An 18,818-nucleotide genomic window follows, 5' to 3' on the forward strand; every position below is an offset into this window, starting at 1 on the left:
AGATTGAGCGTTGCCTTCACCAAGGAAGAAAGTGCCGAAACGGCTGCGGAAACCCTGCTGCCCGATCGCCCGATCTCGCCTCATCCGAACCTCGTGACCGAGGCAGGTTTGCAGGCGCTGGAGACGCAGCTCCAGCAGGCCCGCGAGGCGCATGACGCCGCGAGCGCGATCGACGACGTGAACGAACGGCGGCGGCAGGCGGCAATCCCGTTGCGGGACATGCGCTATTTCGCGGCCCGTGTCCGCACGGCCCAACTCGTTCCAGCTCCGACATCGACCGACACCGTAGCCTTTGGGAGCACGGTGACTTTCAGCCGCAATGACGGGCGTGTGCAGACCTATCGGATCGTGGGCGAGGACGAAGCGGATCCCAAGGCCGGTTCGATTTCCTTCGTGTCCCCGGTGGCGAAATCGCTGATGGGCAAGGCCGTCGGTGACATCGTCGGCGCGGGCGCCCAGGAGCTCGAGATCATATCGATCGAATAGAGGATGCCGTCGCGGCGGTAGCTTCGCGTCTGATGTCAGTCGCGAAGCCGGTACTGGATCGCAGCGCCGTCACGCCAGCGCGTCAGATTCCCGCGCTGGACTCCAGCCGCTCGTTGAGCTTCTGATCGACGACCTCGACCGTGCGATCGATATTTGCATTGGTCATGCCGAGCTGATGCGAAATCAGCTTCACCAGAAGATCGACCCGCTCGATAAACGGCGCGCCAGCCGCGACAGCCCGGGCCGCCGATGACGGCTTGAGCAGGCTCTCCGCTGCCTTAGCGTATTTGGCGAACGGCACCTGATCTTCGGGATCAGCGCCGAGACGCCGCGCCACGGCATCGACATGCTCGTAGATCGACTGCGACACTTTCAGGTCGCCGTGAACGGCCTCGCGGATCGACTGCGGCTCTTCAGGCGTGATGCAGCGATAGTTGCCCGTGAGTAGCATCGACCATTTCGCCAGCGGCACGAACAGCGAGTCGAATACTTTCAGCTTCACCGGCACGTCCTGGCCGTCGAGCTTCACGGCGTCGATGTCGGCTTCGAGTTCGCGCAGCAGCTTGTTGTGAGCCGGATCGGCAAAGGCCGATGCCTTGAAATTCGTCGGCAGGCCGACGTGAAGGACATTCGCCGCTTCTTCCGGCGGCCGGAAGGCCTGCGGGTCGGGCGAGCACAGCGTCACCAGTCCCGGGTCGAAGCGTTCCCATACCTGGGCATTGGTATAGGCCTCTTCGAGCTTCATGTCGGCCAGCCCCGGAATGCGCTTGAGATAGGGCAGCGGCGGCATGTTCATGATCGACAGGCAAGGCAGCTTCGCCGCGGCGATCTTGATCATCAGCACGCGGATCGTGTGGTTGGTATATTGCGGCTCCTGCATCGCAAGGCCGACCAGATCGTAGCGCGATATGTCGACCTGATCCGGTGAGGTCGCATCCAGTTTGCCTGGCAGGTCGCGTGAGAAGATGGCGCGGTGGTTCGGTTCGTCGCGCAGTTTGATGCGCACTTCAGTACCATCGCGATTGATGAGTTCGGCGGTCTTCTTCCGGCACACGAGGGTCACGTTGTGACCGGCCATCAAGAGCTTCGTCGCCAGCAACGAGCCGTAGGAAGCTCCGAGAATCAGAATATTCCGCGCCATGGTGTTTCGTCCCTCACGTGATGTGTGCGCGCCAGATCCGAACGGTCCGGCATTTTTAGTTGGCGCGGACACTACTGCACTGCCGCGCTGCGATCCAGATGGCGTGAGCCGATAGGTGCAGAGCTGGAAGTGATTTGCTTTTCCAATGCGCCAATCTGTCCCGCCTATCGTCGTGGCGAATGAGGGAGCGATCGGGTACCGTCATAAAAAACAACGGAGGGAAACATGTCTGCGATCATCAATCGTCGTCACTTCATTGCTGCCGGGTCGGCAGCTGCCGCCATGCCATTCGTCGCGCGCGATGTTTCGGCGCAAGCCGCCTGGCCGTCGCGGCAGATCCGCATGATCTGTAGTTATCCTGCCGGCGGGCAGACCGATCTGCTCGCGCGCGCCTTCGGCGAATATATTTCCAAACAGGTCGGACAGACTGTCGTCATCGAAAACAAGGCCGGCGCATCCGGCGCCATTGGCACAGCGGAGGTCGCGCGCGCCGAGCCAGACGGTCACACGCTTCTCTGCTCGATCTCGACCACCTATGTGATGAACCGGGTGATGCTGAAGACGCCCGGCTACGACATGGACAAGGATCTGACGCTGGTCAGCGTCATTCCCGGCGCCGGATTGCCGCTGGTCGCCAGTCCGAAGTCGGGCGTCAAGACGCTGGAGGACTTCGTCGCCTTCGCGCGCAAGAACGACAAGGTGAACTTCGGCACCTATAGCGTCGGTTCGGCGCCGCATATGACGATCAACGAACTCAACAAGCAGTATGGCCTCAAGATCGAGCCGATCCATTATCGCGGTGAAGCACCGATGTGGACCGGATTGGCGGAAGGCTCGATCGATTTCGCGATGGGCAGCTACACTGCGTCACAAAGTGTGCTGCAGAGCGACCGCGGCGTGCCATTCGCCGTGCATTCGAAGAAGGTCGACGCCGTCCCGAATGTGAAAACGCTGCCCGAGCAGGGCGCGACGTCGAAGTTCTTCACGGTGAGTGGCTTCACGGGCTGGGCTGTGCCCAAGGCGACACCGCAGCCGATCGTCGATCGGTTGTCGCAGCTTTGCGTCGCCGCCAACAGCGATCCGAAAGTGAAGGAAGTGCTGAAGACCTTCGTGCTCGAACCGGCGCTCGGCTTCAAGGAGACCAATGCGCTGTATCAGAAGGAGCTGCCGGTCTGGATCGAGGCAGCGCAGGCGCTCGGTTTGCAGCCGGTCTGACCACCGGCTGGATTGAATTAACGTTCGTCATTGCGAGGAGCGAAGCGACGCGGCAATCCAGTTCTTGTCTTCAAGAAGAAAAAGACTGGATTGCTTCGTCGCAAGAGCTCCTCGCAATGACGGCGCGAATATCTAGCCTTTTCTTTAGATGTTCTACGCTCGTACCGAAAACCGGCTCATCGCGCTGAGCGCTTGCACGCGCGGTTCGACATCGCGCATATAGATCGTCTTGCGCAGGAATTCGATTTCGCTCGCTTCCTTGCTTTCTTCGACATCGATGTACCAGGACTTCGGCCGGCCGTCGGAGCCGTCGCTCCAGCGATAGCCGCGCCGCTTCAGCTCGTCCTTGAGATCGAAGGGCGACTGCTCTGCCCAGACCCGCATCGTTTTCTTGCGGGCGCGTTCCAGAAGAACCGCAAGTGCCGGCGTACCGAGATCGGGCAATTCGAACGCGAGAATCTCCAGCAGCGCGTGGCAGTCGTCGATTGCCCGATGAGCCTGATGGAAGAAACCGGCGCCGGCGAGCAGATAGCCCAGCCGCGAGCCGTCGAAGCCGTGTTTGCGCCAGTCCACTTCCGTGGCTGAACAGCCCCAGGCCTTGTGCTGGAACACCGGCCAATAGCGCTCGGAAAACTTGCGGTCGAAGCCCGCATTGTGCGCGATGACGATGACGGCGTCGTCGGCGAAAGCGGCGACGGCATCGGGATCGATGCGGTGTCCCGCAACGGTCTCATCCGTAATGCCGGTGAGCTCGGTGATCTCCGGCGGAATCGGCCGCGACGGCTCGTTGAATGCGGTGAAGACATCCGCAACGCGCGTGATGCTGCCGTCCGGCAGATAGTCGAACTTGATCATCGCAAGCTCGATGACTTCGTCGCGGATCTGATCGAGACCCGTGGTCTCGACGTCGAGGAGGATTCCGGATCGGGTCGGCTGGCCATTGGCCGGCGCGAATTCGGTGCGCGGGATCAGCCGGCGGAGGACGCGGTAGTCGGTCGATCTGGCGAGCGTGTCCGCCATGGCGGCAAGGCCGGGATCATCCTGCAGGCTAAGATCGTCTTGGAGCATCTGATTCCGGGCAGTTCTTCAGGCGCAGCGTCATTCAGCCATGACTATGGTGTTCGCTGAATCGGGGCAACCTGCCTGCCGGCGATAGACACAGCTGTGTGGCGCTGGGGCGTTGATTCGGCGCCGATTATACCTTGCGATCCAGCGAGGCGAGCGCCTCGTTCAGCACGGAACGCAGGCGGTCGGCGTCGGCCGGCCGCACGGCGGAAGGGTCCAGATAGAAATCCAGCCCCGGCATGCGTTCAACGACGATATCGGTTTGTACCGGCCTGTCGTCGATGATGCTGTCCACCGCATAGGGCACCACCTCGCGGCTGATGCCCTTCATGGTGATCGGCGGCAGCGGATGCGAGGTGATGATGTCGCTCACCAGCGCAAATGTTTCATAGGAGATGGCGATGCCGCCGGGTTCTGCGATCGACTGCAGGCGTGCCGCGAGGTTCGCCTCTGCGCCGATGATTGTATAGTCCATGCGATCGGCGCTGCCGAAATTGCCGACATTGCAATAGCCGGAATTAATGCCGATGCGGGCCTTGAACGGCTCCTCGATGCCTTCGGTGCGCCACTTCGCGTTTAGTTCGAGGAGCCTGCGCTGCATCCGCCACGCCATGCGCAGGCAGTTCTGCGCATCCTGCCGGTCGCCCTTGGTCTCGGGGTCGCCGAAGAAGATCAGCATCGCATCGCCGATGAATTTGTCGATGGTGCCGCCATATTCGTGGGCGATCGCCGACATCTCGGTGAAATACTCGTTGAGCAGATGGGTGATCAGTTCGGGCTGCAGCCGCTCGGTGGTCGCCGTGAAATTCTGGATGTCGGAGAAGAAGATCGTCAGCTTCTTGCGCTCGGTATGGATGGTGACGTCCTTCTGGCCGCTGAAAATGCTCTTGTAGACCTGGGGCGAGATGTAGCGGGAGATCTTCATGGAGAGCGCGGCGAGGAAATCATTGTTGGCTTCCAGCTCATGGTTCATGCCGGCAATGCGCTGCGACTGGCGCCGCTGCAAAGCCAGGAACGAGACGCCGCTGACGGCAGCCAGCGCGAAATAGGCCAGCAGAAACTTGAACGAGAACAGATTGGCCGCAATCGGCTGCGTGATGATGACTTCCTGAATGCCCCGGACATCGCCGACCTTCCAATCCTTCTTCGGACTTTCCGGATGGCTGTTGTGGCAACTGACGCAGGCCGGGCCCATCAGCACAGGCGCGACGATGCGGACCGTGTCGCTGAACAGCGACGCCTTGGTGTCGATGATCTTCTGTTCGGAATTGTCGCGCAGGCTGCGCAGCGATGCTTTCTCGAAATCGTCAAGCTGATGCGGCGCGCGGTTCTGGAACGGATAATCCGACACGAAGCGATAGTTGATATTCTCCTGCTGCGCGCCGATCACCCGGCCGAGTTCGAGGGACAGCGTCGCCGGAATTGGGATCGCGCCGGGCACGCTTTCATAATTGTGAACCACCTGCGTGGTGCCCTGATGGGCCAGCACGCGCCCGACCACATTGGTTGCGTAATAACCTCGCACGCTCGTGATCACCGAGTTCAGGTCGTTGGCCTGCCGGCGCAAGGCGGCGTCAACCAGATTGGTCAGGTCGAGCCACACCGCAACAGGCAGCAGAAGCAACAGCGCGGCAACGGCGAGGCCGGGCGCAAATACACGCGAGCGTCGGCGGGTGACATCAGGCTGATCCATGAAGATAGGTTCCTGGATTTCTGGCTGTTGAGCGCGATGAGCGTGCAGCGGCGCGGTGGCCTCCCTCTCATAGCACCGGTATGGTTATAATATCGTGCCTGGGTTGTGCCAATTTTCCGGTAGCGGATGAAATTGCGCCGGATGCCCGCCAATTTTGGCAGACGTGCATGCCGCCTGCGCACCTTGACTTCACGGGTCGCTTGGCCAATCTCGCGGTCAGAAAAACACTTCAAAACTCTTGGGAGACGATCATGGCCGACGCCTATATTATCGACGCAGTCCGCACGCCCCGTGGCATCGGCAAAGTGGGCAAGGGCAAGCTCGCCGAACATCATCCGCAGCATCTCGCCGCCACCGTGCTCAAGGCGATTGCCGAGCGCAACAAACTCAACACCGCCGACGTCGATGACGTGATCTGGTCGACCTCGACCCAGCGCGGCAAGCAGGGCGGCGATCTCGGCCGCATGGCCGCGCTCGATGCCGGCTATGACATCAAGGCCTCCGGCACCACCCTCGATCGTTTCTGCGGCGGTGGCATCACCGCGGTGAATTTCGCGGCGGCGCAGATCATGTCGGGCATGGAAGACGTCGTCATCGCCGGCGGCACCGAGATGATGTCGCTCACCGGTGCGATGGCTGCCGAGGACATGGCCGCCGGCAAGGCGCCGCTCGGCATGGGCTCGGGCAACAAGCGGCTCGCCAAGGTGCATCCGCAGTCGCATCAGGGCATTTGTGGCGACGCGATCGCCTCGATGGAGGGCATCAGCCGCGAGGCGCTCGATGCGCTCGGGCTGGAAAGCCAGCGCCGCGCAGCCGTCGCGATCAAGGAAGGCCGTTTCGACAAGAGCATCGTCCCGGTCAAGGATGACGAGGGCAATATCGTGCTCGCCAAGGACGAATATCCGCGTCCGGAAACCACTGCCGAAGGTCTCGCCGGCCTGAAGCCGGCTTTCGCTGCGATGGCCGATCATCCGCTGGATGAAAGCGGCATGACCTTCCGCAAGCAGATCAACCAGAAATATCCGGATCTCAAGATCGAGCATTTCCACCACGCCGGCAATTCATCGGGCGTGGTCGATGGTGCCGCAGCCTTGCTGCTGACCTCGAAGTCCTATGCCGACAAGCATGGCCTGAAGCCGCGCGCGCGCATCGTCGCCATGGCCAATATCGGTGACGACCCGACCCTGATGCTGAATGCGCCGGTGCCGGCTGCGAAGAAGGTGCTGGCAAAGGCCGGTCTCAAGAAGGAAGACATCGATCTGTGGGAGATCAATGAAGCCTTCGCCGTGGTCGCCGAGAAGTTCATCCTCGATCTCGATCTCGATCGCAGCAAGGTCAACGTCAATGGCGGCTCGATCGCGCTGGGTCATCCGATCGGCGCCACCGGCGCGATCCTGATCGGCACGGTTCTCGACGAACTTGAGCGCCGCAACCTGAAGCGCGGTCTGGTCACCATGTGCGCCGCTGGCGGCATGGCACCGGCGATCATCATCGAGCGCGTGTAAGCTTTAACCTCTCCCCGCTCTTTGCGGGGAGAGGTCGACCGGCAAAGCCGGTCGGGTGAGGGGCTATCACTTCAGACACAGCACACGCGGACTCGCGGGTCGGAAAATTTCTCGACCCGCGAGTCCGCGTGTGTTGAAGCGTCAAACCCCGCCCCTCACCCCAACCCTCCCCCCGCAAAGGGCGAGGAGAGGGAGCGCGCCGGCGCCTGGAGCGAAGCTTACGGCGACCTTACTCGTTCGACGGCCACGCCATCGGGAACGACAGCGGCGAGATTTCCGTCAGCTTGCGGCCGGCCCAGTCGAGACCGGGCGTGCGCTCCTCGGCGCGGATCTGCGCTTCATGCACACGCAGCGCCGCGGCCGGGTAGTCGAAGGTCTGCACCACGCCGTCCTTCACCACCTGTCGGCCATCGACATAGACGTGACGGACCGCGCGTTCCGCCGCCGCATAGATCATGCTGCGGATCGGATCGCGATGCGGCTGCATCATCGGATGGGTGACGTCGACCATCACGAAATCCGCCTTGCAGCCGGCTTCGAGTTTGCCGATATCGTTGCGGCCGAGCGCCTTGGCGCCGACGGTGGTGGCAGCCTCGAACAGCATGGTCGAGTTCAGGCCGCGCGGATGCCCGGCCATCAGCCGCGAGGTCATCGTCACGTTGCGCATTTCCTCGATCATGTTGTGCGGATAGGTGTCGGTGCCGATCGCCACCGAAATGCCGGCCGCGCGATAGCGGCCGACATCACGGAGCGCGATGCCGCGGCGCATGAACACGGTGGGACAATGCGCCACCGTCGTTCCGGTTTCGGCCAGCAGCGCGAGATCGCGCTTGGTGTGCCACGGCGTCAGCGGATGGTCGTCGACGAAGATGGAGTGACCGACCAGCGAGGTCGGGCCGAGCACGCCGAGTTCGCCGAGCCACTGGATCGGCGTCACGCCATGCCGGCGGACGATCTCGTGGAATTCCGACACCGACTGTGCGGCATGAGTCTGCCACGGAATGCCGCGGCGTTTCGCTTCGGCGTAACTGTCTTTCATCAGTTGCGGCGTGCAGGTGTCGATCTGCGCCGGATACATCATGCCGGACAGACGGCCGGACGGATGGCTCTCGGCGGCATCGATGAGCGCGAAGGCCTGCAGCATGCCGTCTTCGCCGGCCTTCTCGTTCCATTCGTAATCGACGAGCGTGCCGTTCGGCGTGAACCAGCGCGCCGAGCGGAACCCCGGAGCGATATAGACGCGCAGGCCGCTTTGTCCGGCGAGATCGAGCCATTGCGGATGCGGCATCGAAAGATCAACCACCGTGGTGACGCCAGACAGCAGCAGCTCCGAATACGCAACGCGCACGCAATCGGGGACGCCTTCCGGATCGGACCGCAGGATCGGCATGTATTCGTAAAGCGACGAATTATACAGGCCGGGCGAGCCGATCTCGTCGAGAAAGCCCTTGTTGAGCGGTTCGCTGGACGGATGCGAGTGGATATCGACGAGGCCCGGCATCACCATGAAGCCGCGTCCATCGATGGTCTCGACCGCTTCGCCCCGATAGTCGCGGCCGGCAAACACGATCTGGCCGCCGTCGAAAGCGACATCGCCGCCGGTGACATAGGTGTGGCTGTTCTTTGCGGCGTCCCAGGCGACGACATAGTCCGCGTTGCGGATGACGGTGATGGCCATACTGATCCTCTTGATGGAAGGCGAGGAACCGTAAGCGCAAGCGACTAGCCGGTGCAAGATCGAGAGGTGAGCAGACCCGCCTGTCTATTTGGCAGGTGCAACCCGTCTGTTCGGCTCGTGCAAATGACGATAAGAAGACGCGTTGATCTGCAAAGTCCTGAAGAGAGCCTGAACTGATGCAATACAGACATGATGGCCTTTACGCTTCCCGCCGTTCGCCGGTCATGGCGCGCAATGTCGTGGCGGCGTCGCAGCCGCTGGCAACGCAGGCCGGGTTGCGCATGCTGGAGCGCGGCGGCAATGCGCTGGATGCGGCGCTCGCGGCAGCGATCACGCTGACCGTGGTCGAGCCGACCGGCAACGGCATCGGATCGGACGCCTATTGCATCCTCTGGGATGGCAAGGAGCTGCACGGCCTCAACGCCTCCGGCCGGTCGCCGGCGGGATGGAGGCCGGAGCGATTTGCAAATCACAAGACATTCCCGCATCGCGGGTGGGAGAGCGTCACCGTGCCCGGCGCCGTCTCGGCCTGGGTCGACCTGTCTGAACGCTTCGGCAAGCTGCCATTCGCTGACTTGTTCGAGCCTGCGATCTCCTATGCGGAGAATGGCTTCCACGTCTCGCCCGTGATCGCCGAACTCTGGCGCCGCGGCGCGGAGGAGTTGAAGAACCAGCCGGGCTTTGCCGAGGCCTTCATGCCGAACGGTCGCGCGCCCGCGGCCGGTGAGCTCTTCAAGGCGCCGGGCCATGCATATTCGTTGAAATTGATCGCTGAGACCAAAGGCGAAGCCTTCTATCGCGGCGAACTCGCGCAGCGTATCGCTGCCTTTGCGCGCGAACATGGCGCTGTGCTCGACGAGGCCGACATGGCCGCGCATCGCAATGACTGGTGCGGCACCATCCATCAGGATTTCGGCGATGCCTCGCTGCATGAGATCCCGCCGAACGGGCAGGGCATCGCGGCGCTGATGGCGCTGGGAATCATGCGGGCCTACGGCACCGACGGTCTTGTGCTCGACAGCGGCGATGCCTTCCATCTGCAGATCGAAGCCACGAAACTGGCTTTCGCCGATGTCTATGCCTATGCCGCCGATCTAGATTACATGCACGATGTCACCGTCGCGCATCTGCTCAATCCCAGCTATCTCGCCTCGCGCGCCAAGCTCATCGACATGAGTCGCGCTCAGGATTTCGGCGCCGGCGCACCGAAGACCGGCGGCACCGTGTGCCTGTCCACCGGCGACGCTTCCGGCATGATGGTGTCCTATATCCAGTCGAACTATTCGGGCTTCGGCTCCGGCGTCGTCGTGCCCGGCACCGGCATCAGCCTGCAGAATCGTGGCTTCGGTTTCATTCTGACCGAGGGTCATCCCAATCAGGTCGGTCCGCGCAAGCGCCCGTTCCAGACCATCATTCCGGGCTTCGTCATGCAGGGCAAAGAGCCGCTGATGGCCTTCGGCCTGATGGGCGGCCCGATGCAGGCGCAGGGCCATCTGCAGATCATGCTGCGCATGCAGCTCTGGGGACAGGATCCGCAGACGGCAGCGGATGCACCGCGCTGGCGCTATGTCGCCGGGTTGAAAGTGGCGATCGAGACGGCCGTGCCGGACAATGTCGCGGCCGATCTCGCCAGCCGCGGCCATGTCATCGAGCGCGAACCGCCGGATTCCGCCTTCGGCTTCGGCGGTGCGCAGCTCGTGCGTAAAATCGATGGCGGCTATGTCGCCGGCTCCGACCCGCGCAAGGATGGGCTCGCGGCGGGATTTTGAGTCGATCTCGTAGCCCGGATGAGCGAAGCGACATCCGGGCCGGCGTTTCAACAGGCGTGACACTCCCGGATATCGCTGCGCTCATCCGGGCTACAGATCTTTACCCCAGCCCGGCCGCCTTCGCGACGGTGTAGGTGATCAGGCTCGCCACATAGGAACGACAGTGCGGTGGCCAGGCTCCATTTGCCAACGCCAGGCCGATCGCATCCGGCGCCGACTTTGACCTATTCTAGCAGTTGACCTGTTGCCATTCTCTCTTTGGATCACGAAGAAGCTGTAAAGCGGGCTGCTTAGGCTTGCTGAATAGCTGGGGCAATTCGTGATCATAAAATCAAAGAACTGGAAGCGTGCCGCATGGCTCGGTGCGGCGAGTGCGTTTGTCATGTCGCTCGATTTTACGACTGCTGTTCGTGCGCAGTCGACACTTCCCGCAGTGACGGTTGACGCGCCACAACAGCAAGCGACACGGCGCCCTCAAGTCAAACGCAGCACATCAGGCGCGCGGGGCGACCGTCGCGTTGCTGCCCGCCGATCGCAGCAAGCCGTTGCGCCAGGTCCGGTCAATCCGAGGCCCGAAACCGCTTGGGGGCACGTGGACGGCTACGTCGCGACCCGTAGCGGGACGGGTACAAAAACCGACACGCCGTTGATCGAAACGCCGCAGGCAATTTCCGTTGTCACGCAGGATCAGATTCAGGCGCAGGCCGCGCAGAGCGTGTCGCAGGCCACGCGCTACACGTCCGGGGTGGTCGGCGAGCGGAACGGTGCGGACGGCCGCTTCGATCAGGTTTATGTCAGGGGCTTTCTCGCCGATCAGTATCTGGACTCGTTGCGGGTGGCGTCGGGCACCTTCGCCTATACGCTGGTCGATCCTTTCAATCTTGAGCGGTTGGAGGTGCTGCACGGGCCTGCGTCGGTGCTCTACGGTCAGGCCTCGCCGGGCGGTGTGGTCAATATGGTCAGCAAGCGGCCGACCACAGAGCCGTATCAGGAGATGTTCGTTTCGACCGGCAGTTACGGCCGCGTCCAGAGCGGCATCGATGTCAGCGGGCCACTCGATAAAAACAAGGAGTTTCTCTATCGCCTCACCGCTTCCGGCTACGACGTCGGCAGCCAGGTCGACCACGGCGACTATCAGCGCGTCTCGATCGCGCCGTCGCTGACGTGGCGGCCGACAAACGATACCACGATCACCTTCCAGGGGACCTATCAAAGGGACCCGAAAGCGGGCTTCTACAATCAGCTACTGCCGAATGGCGTGGGAACGTTGTTCTCGACCGTCAATGTCCGGATTCCAACCAGCTTCTACCTGGGCGACCCCAACTATAATATATTCAAGCGCGAATATGGTTCGATTGGCTATCTGTTCGAACATCGCTTCGATAACGTTTGGACGGTGCGGCAAAATCTCCGCTATACCGACAACAGCACCTATACACAGGCGGTCTATCCCCAGTCCAACCAGACGAACATTACCAGCATAGGCCGCGATGCGTTTTCTGCGGCGGAAACACTGCGTACCTTTGCAATCGACAATCAGGCCGAAGCGAAGTTCGCGACCGGACCGTTCCAGCACATGACGTTGTTCGGGGTGGACTACCAGACCGGCACCGATCGGGCCTCCAACGGCTATCTCGCCGATGTTGGAGCGATCAACGCGCTGAATCCTGTCTATGGCATAACTGTTCCTGCGCTGGATTTCGATGGCGCCAGCAGGCAGACCTTCGATCAGGTCGGCGTTTATCTGCAGGATCAGATCAAGTTCGACCGCTGGGTTGCGCTATTGGGAGTCCGGCATGATCGGGCCGAGTCGCGTACGGTCTCGACCTTCGACGGCACGACCTTCGGCACCACCGCGACATCGGATGAAGCGACCACCAAGCGCGGCGCCTTGCTGTACAAGTTCGACAACGGCGTGGCGCCATACATTCAATACACGGAGTCGTTCCAGCCGATCGTTGGGGCGTCGAACAGGACCCTGAATCCGTTCAAGCCGACGACCGGTCAGCAGAAGGAGTTCGGCGTCAAGTATCAACCAGAAAAGATGCTCCTGACTTTCGCAGCTTTCGACCTGAAGCAGCAGAACGTGGTGATGCAGGATCCGAACGATATCAGAAACCGGGTCCAGGCCGGTGAGATCCGGTCGCGCGGGATCGAGATCGAGGGCAAGGTACAGGTCGATCGCAGCCTGACATTGCTTGGCGCCTACACTTATCTCGACCTGGTCAATACGAATTCGGAGCCTGATACGCTCGGTAAACGGCCAATCGGTGTCCCGCGCAATGCGGCATCGCTATGGGCCGATTACACCTTCCGCAGCGGCGTCCTCGATGGTTTCGGTCTGGCGGCCGGCGTCCGCTATTTCGGGGAAACAGCGGGCGACAGCATGAACACCTATAACGTTCCCGGCGTCACGCTGTTCGATGCGGCGCTTCACTATGATCTTGCCGGACTTGGACCGCAGTTCAAGGGCTTCAAGTTCCAGCTCAATGCCAGCAACCTGTTCGACAAGACCTATGTGCGGCTGTGTCAGGATTCCGGCTGCTATTATGGCATGCGGCGCGATGTGATCGCGACGCTGCGTTACCGATGGTGATGCAGCGGCACAGGATGAACTTCAAATCACAGTGTCGGTGCGAAGGATGCCACGCTGGCCGGGCTACCCCAGCCCGGCCGCCTTCGCGATGGTGTAGGTGATCAGGCTCGCCACATAGGCCAGCGCGAACATGTAGAGGAACGTCACCACCATCCACTTGGTGCTGCCGGTCTCGCGGCGGATCACGGCCAGTGTCGAGGCGCATTGCGGGGCGAAGATGAACCAGGCGAGGAACGACAGGGCCGTGGCAAGGCTCCATTTGCTGGCCAGCGCCTGGCCGATGGCGTCCGCCGCTTCCTTGCCGCCTTCGATCGCATAGACGGTGCCGAGTGCGCCGACCGCGACTTCGCGCGCCGCCATGCCGGGGATCAGCGCTACCGCGATCTGCCAGTTGAAGCCGAGCGGTGCGAAGAACGGCTCCAGGAATTTTCCGATCATCGCGGCTAGGCTGTAATTGATCGCCGGCCCTTCGGCGCCGGCCGGTGCTTGCGGGAACGAGGCCAGGAACCAAATCAGGATCATCATCGACAGGATCGTGGTGCCGGCGCGCTGCAGGAACATCTTGGCGCGGGTATAGACGCCGATGGCGATGCTCTTGATGCGCGGCAGCTTGTAGTCCGGCAATTCCAGCATGAACGGTGCCGGCTGGTAGTCGCGCCACATGAAGAACTTGATGACGAAGGACGCGGCGAGGGCGCTGCCGATGCCGGCGATATAGAGCCCGAACATCACCAGCCCCTGCAGGTTGACCCAGCCCCAGACGTTTTCCGCCGGGATGAAGGCCGAGATGATCAGCGTATAGACCGGGATGCGTGCCGAGCAGGTCATCAGCGGCGCGATCAGGATGGTGGTCAGGCGGTCGCGGCGGTTGTCGATCACGCGCGTCGCCATGATGCCGGGGATCGCACAGGCGAAGCTCGACAGCAGCGGGATGAAGGCGCGGCCATGCAGACCGGCGCCACCCATGATGCGGTCCATCAGGAACGCGGCGCGTGCCATGTAGCCGAAATCTTCCAGCAGCAGGATGAACAGGAAGATGATGATGATCTGCGGCAGGAACACCAGCACGCTGCCGACGCCGGCGATCAACCCGTTCTGCAGGAAACTCTGCAAGATTCCTTCAGGGAGCACCTGTGCCACCAGCGTGCCCAGCGCGCCGAATGAATCCGACAGCAGCTCCATCAATGGCTGCGCCCAGGAGAACACCGCCTGGAACATCACGAACAGAATGAGCGCGAGGATCGCGAGACCGGCGACCGGATGCAGCACCACGGCATCGACCCGCGTGGTCAGCGTGTCGGGCTTGCTCGGCATCGTGACGGTGTCGCGGATGATGCGGTCAGCCTCGCGCTGCAGCGCCTTCATCTCGGACAGGCCGAGCGGCTTCCAGCCGTCGCCGGCGGCGACCGTCGGCATATTGGCGGCGAATTCGTCGGTGCGCTTGCGCAATTCCTCGACGCCGGCCTTCTTCACCGCGATCGAGGTGATCACCGGCACGCCGAGTGCTGCGGACATCGCATCGACATCGATGCTGACGCCGCGGCGCTGCGCGATGTCGAACATGTTGAGCACCACCAGCAGTGGGCGACCGGTACGCTTGAGTTCCAGGATCAGCCGCAGCGTGAGGCGCAGATTGGTGGCGTCGGCGATGCACAGGACCAGATCGGGCGCGGCTTCGCCGGGGCGCTTGCCGAGCACGACGTCGCGGGTGATCTCTTCGTCCGGGCTGCGGCCGCGCAGCGAATAGGTGCCGGGCAGGTCGAGCAGCGTCACCTGACGGCCGGCCGGTGTCACAAAGGCGCCTGCCTTGCGCTCGACGGTGACGCCCGCATAGTTGGCCACCTTCTGGCGGCTGCCGGTGAGTGCGTTGAACAGCGATGTCTTGCCGCTATTGGGGGCTCCCACCAGCGCGAGATGAAAGCGCTCGGTGGTCACGTCTGTATGGGTCATTTCACAACAACTGCCATGGCTTCGCGCCGGCGAACGGCGATCGTAATATTGTCGACGCGCACCGCGATCGGATCGCGCTGGATGGCGCCCTGATGCAGGATCTCGACGCGCGCACCTTCGGTGAAGCCCATTTCCAGCAGATGCCGTTCGAGCTCGTGGCCGCTCTCGGCGGCGCCTGCAATATCGGGCTGCAACGCCACGATGGTTCCGATGAATCCGCGCGGCGCATTGCCGAGGCGCAATTCGTGTATGGATGTTTCGGATGCAGTCTGGTGGACGGTCATGCCCGACCTTGTCGAGCAGCGTCCTGACAAGGTCAAGACAAACGCACGTATGTTATTAGAATGATTATAAAGAGGCGTTCCGGCACCGCTTACGATGCGCCCGCGGACTGCTCGTTCACTACCCGCTGCTGGATCTTCACCAGTTCTGCATAGATGCCGCCTTGCGCGATCAGTTCGTCGTTGGAGCCCTGCTCGGCGACGACGCCTTCTTTCAGCACGATGATCTTGTCGGCGTCGCGAATGGTCGAGAGCCGATGCGCGATCATGATGACGGTGCGCCCCTGCATCAGCCGGCGCAGCGCCTCGATCACAAGCGCCTCGGATTCCGGATCGAGCGCCGCGGTCGGCTCGTCCAGGATCATGATCGGGCTGTTGCGCACCACCGCACGCGCGATGCCGATGCGCTGGCGCTGGCCGCCGGACAGCGTGTCGCCGCGTTCGCCGACCATGGAGTCGTAGCCATGCGGCATGCGGCTGATGAACTCGTCGGCATTGGCGATCTTCGCGGCGGCAACGATCTCGTCGTCGGTGGCACCAGGCCGGCCATAAGCGATGTTCTCGCGGATCGTGCCGCGGAACAGCACGGTCTCCTGCAGCACGAAGCCGACCTGGGCGCGCAGCGCCGATAATTTGTAGTCGGTGACGTCGGTGCCATCGATCAGCACGCGCCCCGATGTCGCATCGTAGAAGCGCGGGATCAGACTCAGCACCGTGGATTTGCCGGAGCCGGTCGGCCCGACCACGCCGACGATCTGGCCGGGTTCGATATGCAGCGAGACGTCGCGGAGCACGCTGGCCTCCTCGCTATAGGCGAAGGCGACGTTTTCGAAGGTGATGGCTCCCTTGGCGCGACCGGGATCGACCGCACCCGATTTTTCCACGATGACATCGTCGGCGGCCAGGATGTTCTGGATCCGCTCCAGCGCCACGGTGGTCTGCGCGATCGCGCTGGTCATGCTGGCGAGATCCTTCACCGGTTTGAAGAACTGCGCGAGATAAGCGAGGTACACGGTGAGCGCGCCAGCCGTCATGGTGCCAGCGACAATCAGCGAGGTCCCCTTCCACAGCACGATGGCGGTGCAGAACGCCACCACGATGCTGACCACAGGCGAGAGCAGTGATTTCACCTGCCGCGCTTTCATGGCGGCCTCGACCGTCGCATGGCTGGCGGCCTCCAGCCGCGCCAGTTCGAGATCCTGCCTGCCGAAGGCCGTGACTGCGCGCACCTGGCCGAGGCCCTGCTGGACCACGGCAACGATCTCGCTCTGCCGTTGCCGCACCGTGCGCGTGACCTCCTTCACGGCGCGCTTGAAATGGAACACGAAGACGATCAGGAACGGCGTGATGCCGAGCGCGATCAGCGTAAAATCCCAGTCGAGCCAGAACATCAGCCCGATCATGAAGACGATGGTGATGAGATCGAGCAGGATATCCAGCGTCGATGATGAAGCGAAGTTCTGCAGCGTTGTGACGTCTGTGGTGATCGTGGACATCAGCGCGCCGGTCTTGGCCTTGTCATAATAGCGCAGCGATAGCCGATGCAGATGCGCATAGATGCGGATGCGCAGGTCGTTGGCCACCCACTGGCCAACCGATGTCGAATAGTAGTTGTCGATGTAAGTGGCGATCGCGCCGATCACGGCGATGACCAGGGTGGCGATGCCGGCGAACAATGCGACGCCGAGCGTGTGGCGGCCGATGCCGTAGTCATGGGCCCAGTCCAGCCAGGCGGGCAGGTGATGGCTGCCCAGCGCGTCATCGAGCACCAGTTTCAGCGGCCAAGGCGCGGCCAGGCTCATGGCGATCTCGACCAGCATGGCGAGGAAGACGATGATCAGCCAGCCGCGATAGGGCCGGAGCATCTCGAGTACCAGACGAGTCATCGAACATTGTCTCCAGCAACACGGCCAGACCGGGAATCATGAGCAGTCCTGGCGGCCGCAGTATATAGCCGCCGTCGGTTAGCGGGTCTTAACTGTAGTCGGGTACAGATGGATTTTTGCTGACAGCCCGCGCATTGTGGCATGCGGGCAGGAGCGTCAGTTAATTTGGCAAGGCTGCGCAGGACCGAACATGAACGTGCGATCCGTTGCTTTCCCGTTCTGGGGCAGGGTGCTTCTGCTGGCCGGCATCCTCGGTCTGGTGGTGGGCGGCGGCCTTCTGACCTGGCGCTATATCGAGCGTCCGACCGTGCTCAAGCTGGCGGTCGGGTCGATCGATGGCGAAGCCGGCAAGACGGCATCGATCATCGCCAGCCATTTCGCCACCAGGAAGTCGCCAATCCGGCTGGATTTCGAGACCTTCGGCAACGCCGTCGATGCCGGCAAGGCGTTCTCCTCCGGCAAGGTCGATCTCGCTGTGGTCCGGGCCGATGTCGGCGATCTCTCCGAGGCGCGCGCCGTTGCCGTCATGGCCAAGGCGGTCGTCATGCTGATCGCGCCGCCCGGCTCGAAAATCACCAGCGTCGAAGGCCTGCGCGGCCGCACCGTCGGTGTGGTGGGCGGCGAGGTCAATCGCAGGCTGGTCGATGCGCTCACGAAGCAATACGACCTGACGAGCGCGAGGGTCACATTCAAGAATCTTGAGGTCAGCGATACCCGGCGCGCGGTGGAAGCCAAGGAAGTCGGCGCCCTGCTGGTGGTGATCCCGCTGACCGAGAAGTATTTGTCCCTGGTGCGCGGTCTGTTCAAAACCGGCGCGCCCGTGCTGATCCCGATCGATGCCGCCGGCGCCATTGCCGATGCCAATGGCGCCTATGAGAGCTTCGACATTCCGAAAGGGTCGCTCCGCGGCGCGCCGCCCGTCCCGGATGATGACGTGACGACGCTTCGGGTCAGTTACTATCTGGTCGCGAACAAGAAGCTCCATTCCAGCCTGATCGCGCGTCTGACCGAAATGGTGATCGCGGCGCGCCGCGATCTGATCGCCGGGCAACCGCAACTGGCCGGTATCGCCGCTGCCGACACCGATCCCGATGCCGTTATCCCCATTCATCCCGGCGCTGCTGCCTACTACAACGGTACCGAGCAGAGCTTCATGGACAAATACGGCGACGACATCTATCTCGCCCCCATGATCCTTGGCGCCCTTGCCTCTGTGCTGGCTGCCGCCTGGAAATTCCTCGGCATCCGGCCGCCCGACCACCGTGAGGCGACACTCAATGCACTTTATGCATTGCCGCGCCGGATCCGGGCGGCGGCGGACGATGCGGAACTGTGCGCGATCGAGCAGGAGGTCGACGATCTTCTCAGCGCGCAATTGGCGAAGACCATGCGCAATGATGACGATGCACTTGAAATGGCGACGCTGGTCTCTTCGGCACAGCGCCTCGATAACCTCATTCATCACCGCCGTTCGGCGCTGGCGCGGGCCCCATTTTCTGCCGCGCCGCATTCAAGTATAGAGTCGGAGACGTAGTTCCAGGCCATGACGCTGT

13 protein-coding genes are annotated in these 18,818 nt (G+C 62.3%); 6 read left to right on the top strand and 7 right to left on the bottom strand.

Annotated features, from left to right (window positions below; genetic code table 11):
• Positions 1-3: 3 nt before the first annotated feature.
• Positions 4-486: a transcription elongation factor GreA gene (greA, locus tag CHC01_RS24010; RefSeq protein WP_089266853.1), complete on the top strand. Its 483-nt coding sequence runs from the start codon at positions 4-6 to the stop codon at positions 484-486.
• Between the two features lie 82 nt (positions 487-568).
• Here greA and CHC01_RS24015 read toward each other — a convergent pair whose 3' ends face one another.
• Positions 569-1,627, bottom strand: coding sequence for a ketopantoate reductase family protein (locus tag CHC01_RS24015; protein WP_089266854.1), 1,059 nt, complete (start codon positions 1,625-1,627; stop codon positions 569-571).
• Positions 1,628-1,852: 225 nt separating this feature from the next.
• Between CHC01_RS24015 and CHC01_RS24020 the strand changes: the two genes are divergently transcribed.
• A complete protein-coding gene (locus CHC01_RS24020) occupies positions 1,853-2,842 on the top strand; it encodes a Bug family tripartite tricarboxylate transporter substrate binding protein (RefSeq protein WP_089266855.1) in 990 nt (329 codons plus the stop codon).
• 153 nt (positions 2,843-2,995) lie between these two features.
• Here CHC01_RS24020 and CHC01_RS24025 read toward each other — a convergent pair whose 3' ends face one another.
• Together CHC01_RS24025 and CHC01_RS24030 are read right to left on the bottom strand one after the other, a co-directional pair.
• Positions 2,996-3,910 (bottom strand): 3'-5' exonuclease, encoded by a 915-nt coding sequence (locus CHC01_RS24025; protein WP_244558497.1) that lies wholly within the window; start codon positions 3,908-3,910, stop codon positions 2,996-2,998.
• Between the two features lie 127 nt (positions 3,911-4,037).
• Positions 4,038-5,600 (bottom strand): adenylate/guanylate cyclase domain-containing protein, encoded by a 1,563-nt coding sequence (locus CHC01_RS24030; RefSeq protein ID WP_089266856.1) that lies wholly within the window; start codon positions 5,598-5,600, stop codon positions 4,038-4,040.
• 251 nt (positions 5,601-5,851) lie between these two features.
• Between CHC01_RS24030 and CHC01_RS24035 the strand changes: the two genes are divergently transcribed.
• Positions 5,852-7,105 carry an acetyl-CoA C-acetyltransferase gene (locus tag CHC01_RS24035; protein ID WP_089266857.1) on the top strand — a complete coding sequence of 418 codons (1,254 nt, stop codon included), beginning with the start codon at positions 5,852-5,854 and terminating at the stop codon, positions 7,103-7,105.
• A 229-nt stretch (positions 7,106-7,334) separates the two neighbouring features.
• Here the strand turns inward: CHC01_RS24035 and CHC01_RS24040 are convergent, their stop codons facing one another.
• Entirely contained in the window at positions 7,335-8,783 is a 1,449-nt protein-coding gene (locus tag CHC01_RS24040; protein WP_089266858.1) for an amidohydrolase family protein, read from the bottom strand.
• A 176-nt stretch (positions 8,784-8,959) separates the two neighbouring features.
• Between CHC01_RS24040 and CHC01_RS24045 the strand changes: the two genes are divergently transcribed.
• Both CHC01_RS24045 and CHC01_RS24050 read left to right on the top strand, forming a co-directional pair.
• Positions 8,960-10,552: a gamma-glutamyltransferase family protein gene (locus CHC01_RS24045; protein WP_089266859.1), complete on the top strand. Its 1,593-nt coding sequence runs from the start codon at positions 8,960-8,962 to the stop codon at positions 10,550-10,552.
• A 592-nt stretch (positions 10,553-11,144) separates the two neighbouring features.
• Positions 11,145-13,148, top strand: a complete 2,004-nt coding sequence (locus CHC01_RS24050; RefSeq protein ID WP_244558498.1) for a TonB-dependent siderophore receptor — start codon at positions 11,145-11,147, stop codon at positions 13,146-13,148.
• 63 nt (positions 13,149-13,211) lie between these two features.
• Here CHC01_RS24050 and feoB read toward each other — a convergent pair whose 3' ends face one another.
• The 3 genes from feoB to CHC01_RS24065 form a co-directional block, all read right to left on the bottom strand.
• Entirely contained in the window at positions 13,212-15,098 is a 1,887-nt protein-coding gene (gene feoB / locus CHC01_RS24055) for a ferrous iron transporter B (RefSeq protein ID WP_089266860.1), read from the bottom strand.
• Entirely contained in the window at positions 15,095-15,382 is a 288-nt protein-coding gene (locus tag CHC01_RS24060) for a FeoA family protein (RefSeq protein WP_175365953.1), read from the bottom strand. Before CHC01_RS24060 ends, feoB begins: the two co-directional genes overlap by 4 nt.
• An 89-nt stretch (positions 15,383-15,471) precedes the next feature.
• Entirely contained in the window at positions 15,472-17,265 is a 1,794-nt protein-coding gene (locus tag CHC01_RS24065) for an ABC transporter ATP-binding protein (RefSeq protein ID WP_089266861.1), read from the bottom strand.
• 190 nt (positions 17,266-17,455) lie between these two features.
• Here CHC01_RS24065 and CHC01_RS24070 point away from each other — a divergent pair, with 190 nt between their 5' ends.
• A complete protein-coding gene (locus CHC01_RS24070; RefSeq protein ID WP_089266862.1) occupies positions 17,456-18,799 on the top strand; it encodes a TAXI family TRAP transporter solute-binding subunit in 1,344 nt (447 codons plus the stop codon).
• Positions 18,800-18,818: the final 19 nt, after the last annotated feature.

The sequence above is a fragment of the Tardiphaga sp. OK246 genome (assembly GCF_900188215.1).
GTDB classification, from domain to species: Bacteria; Pseudomonadota; Alphaproteobacteria; order Rhizobiales; family Xanthobacteraceae; genus Tardiphaga; species Tardiphaga robiniae.

Bases quoted from the DNA above. Each gene is read 5' to 3' on its own strand.
- CHC01_RS24015 (WP_089266854.1), bottom strand. From the start codon at position 1,627: ATGGCGCGGAATATTCTGATTCTCGGAGCTTCCTACGGCTCGTTGCTG.
- CHC01_RS24020 (WP_089266855.1), top strand. From the start codon at position 1,853: ATGTCTGCGATCATCAATCGTCGTCACTTCATTGCTGCCGGGTCGGCA.
- CHC01_RS24025 (WP_244558497.1), bottom strand. From the start codon at position 3,910: ATGCTCCAAGACGATCTTAGCCTGCAGGATGATCCCGGCCTTGCCGCC.
- CHC01_RS24030 (WP_089266856.1), bottom strand. From the start codon at position 5,600: ATGGATCAGCCTGATGTCACCCGCCGACGCTCGCGTGTATTTGCGCCC.
- CHC01_RS24035 (WP_089266857.1), top strand. From the start codon at position 5,852: ATGGCCGACGCCTATATTATCGACGCAGTCCGCACGCCCCGTGGCATC.
- CHC01_RS24040 (WP_089266858.1), bottom strand. From the start codon at position 8,783: ATGGCCATCACCGTCATCCGCAACGCGGACTATGTCGTCGCCTGGGAC.
- CHC01_RS24045 (WP_089266859.1), top strand. From the start codon at position 8,960: ATGCAATACAGACATGATGGCCTTTACGCTTCCCGCCGTTCGCCGGTC.
- feoB (WP_089266860.1), bottom strand. From the start codon at position 15,098: ATGACCCATACAGACGTGACCACCGAGCGCTTTCATCTCGCGCTGGTG.
- CHC01_RS24060 (WP_175365953.1), bottom strand. From the start codon at position 15,382: ATGACCGTCCACCAGACTGCATCCGAAACATCCATACACGAATTGCGC.
- CHC01_RS24065 (WP_089266861.1), bottom strand. From the start codon at position 17,265: ATGACTCGTCTGGTACTCGAGATGCTCCGGCCCTATCGCGGCTGGCTG.
- CHC01_RS24070 (WP_089266862.1), top strand. From the start codon at position 17,456: ATGAACGTGCGATCCGTTGCTTTCCCGTTCTGGGGCAGGGTGCTTCTG.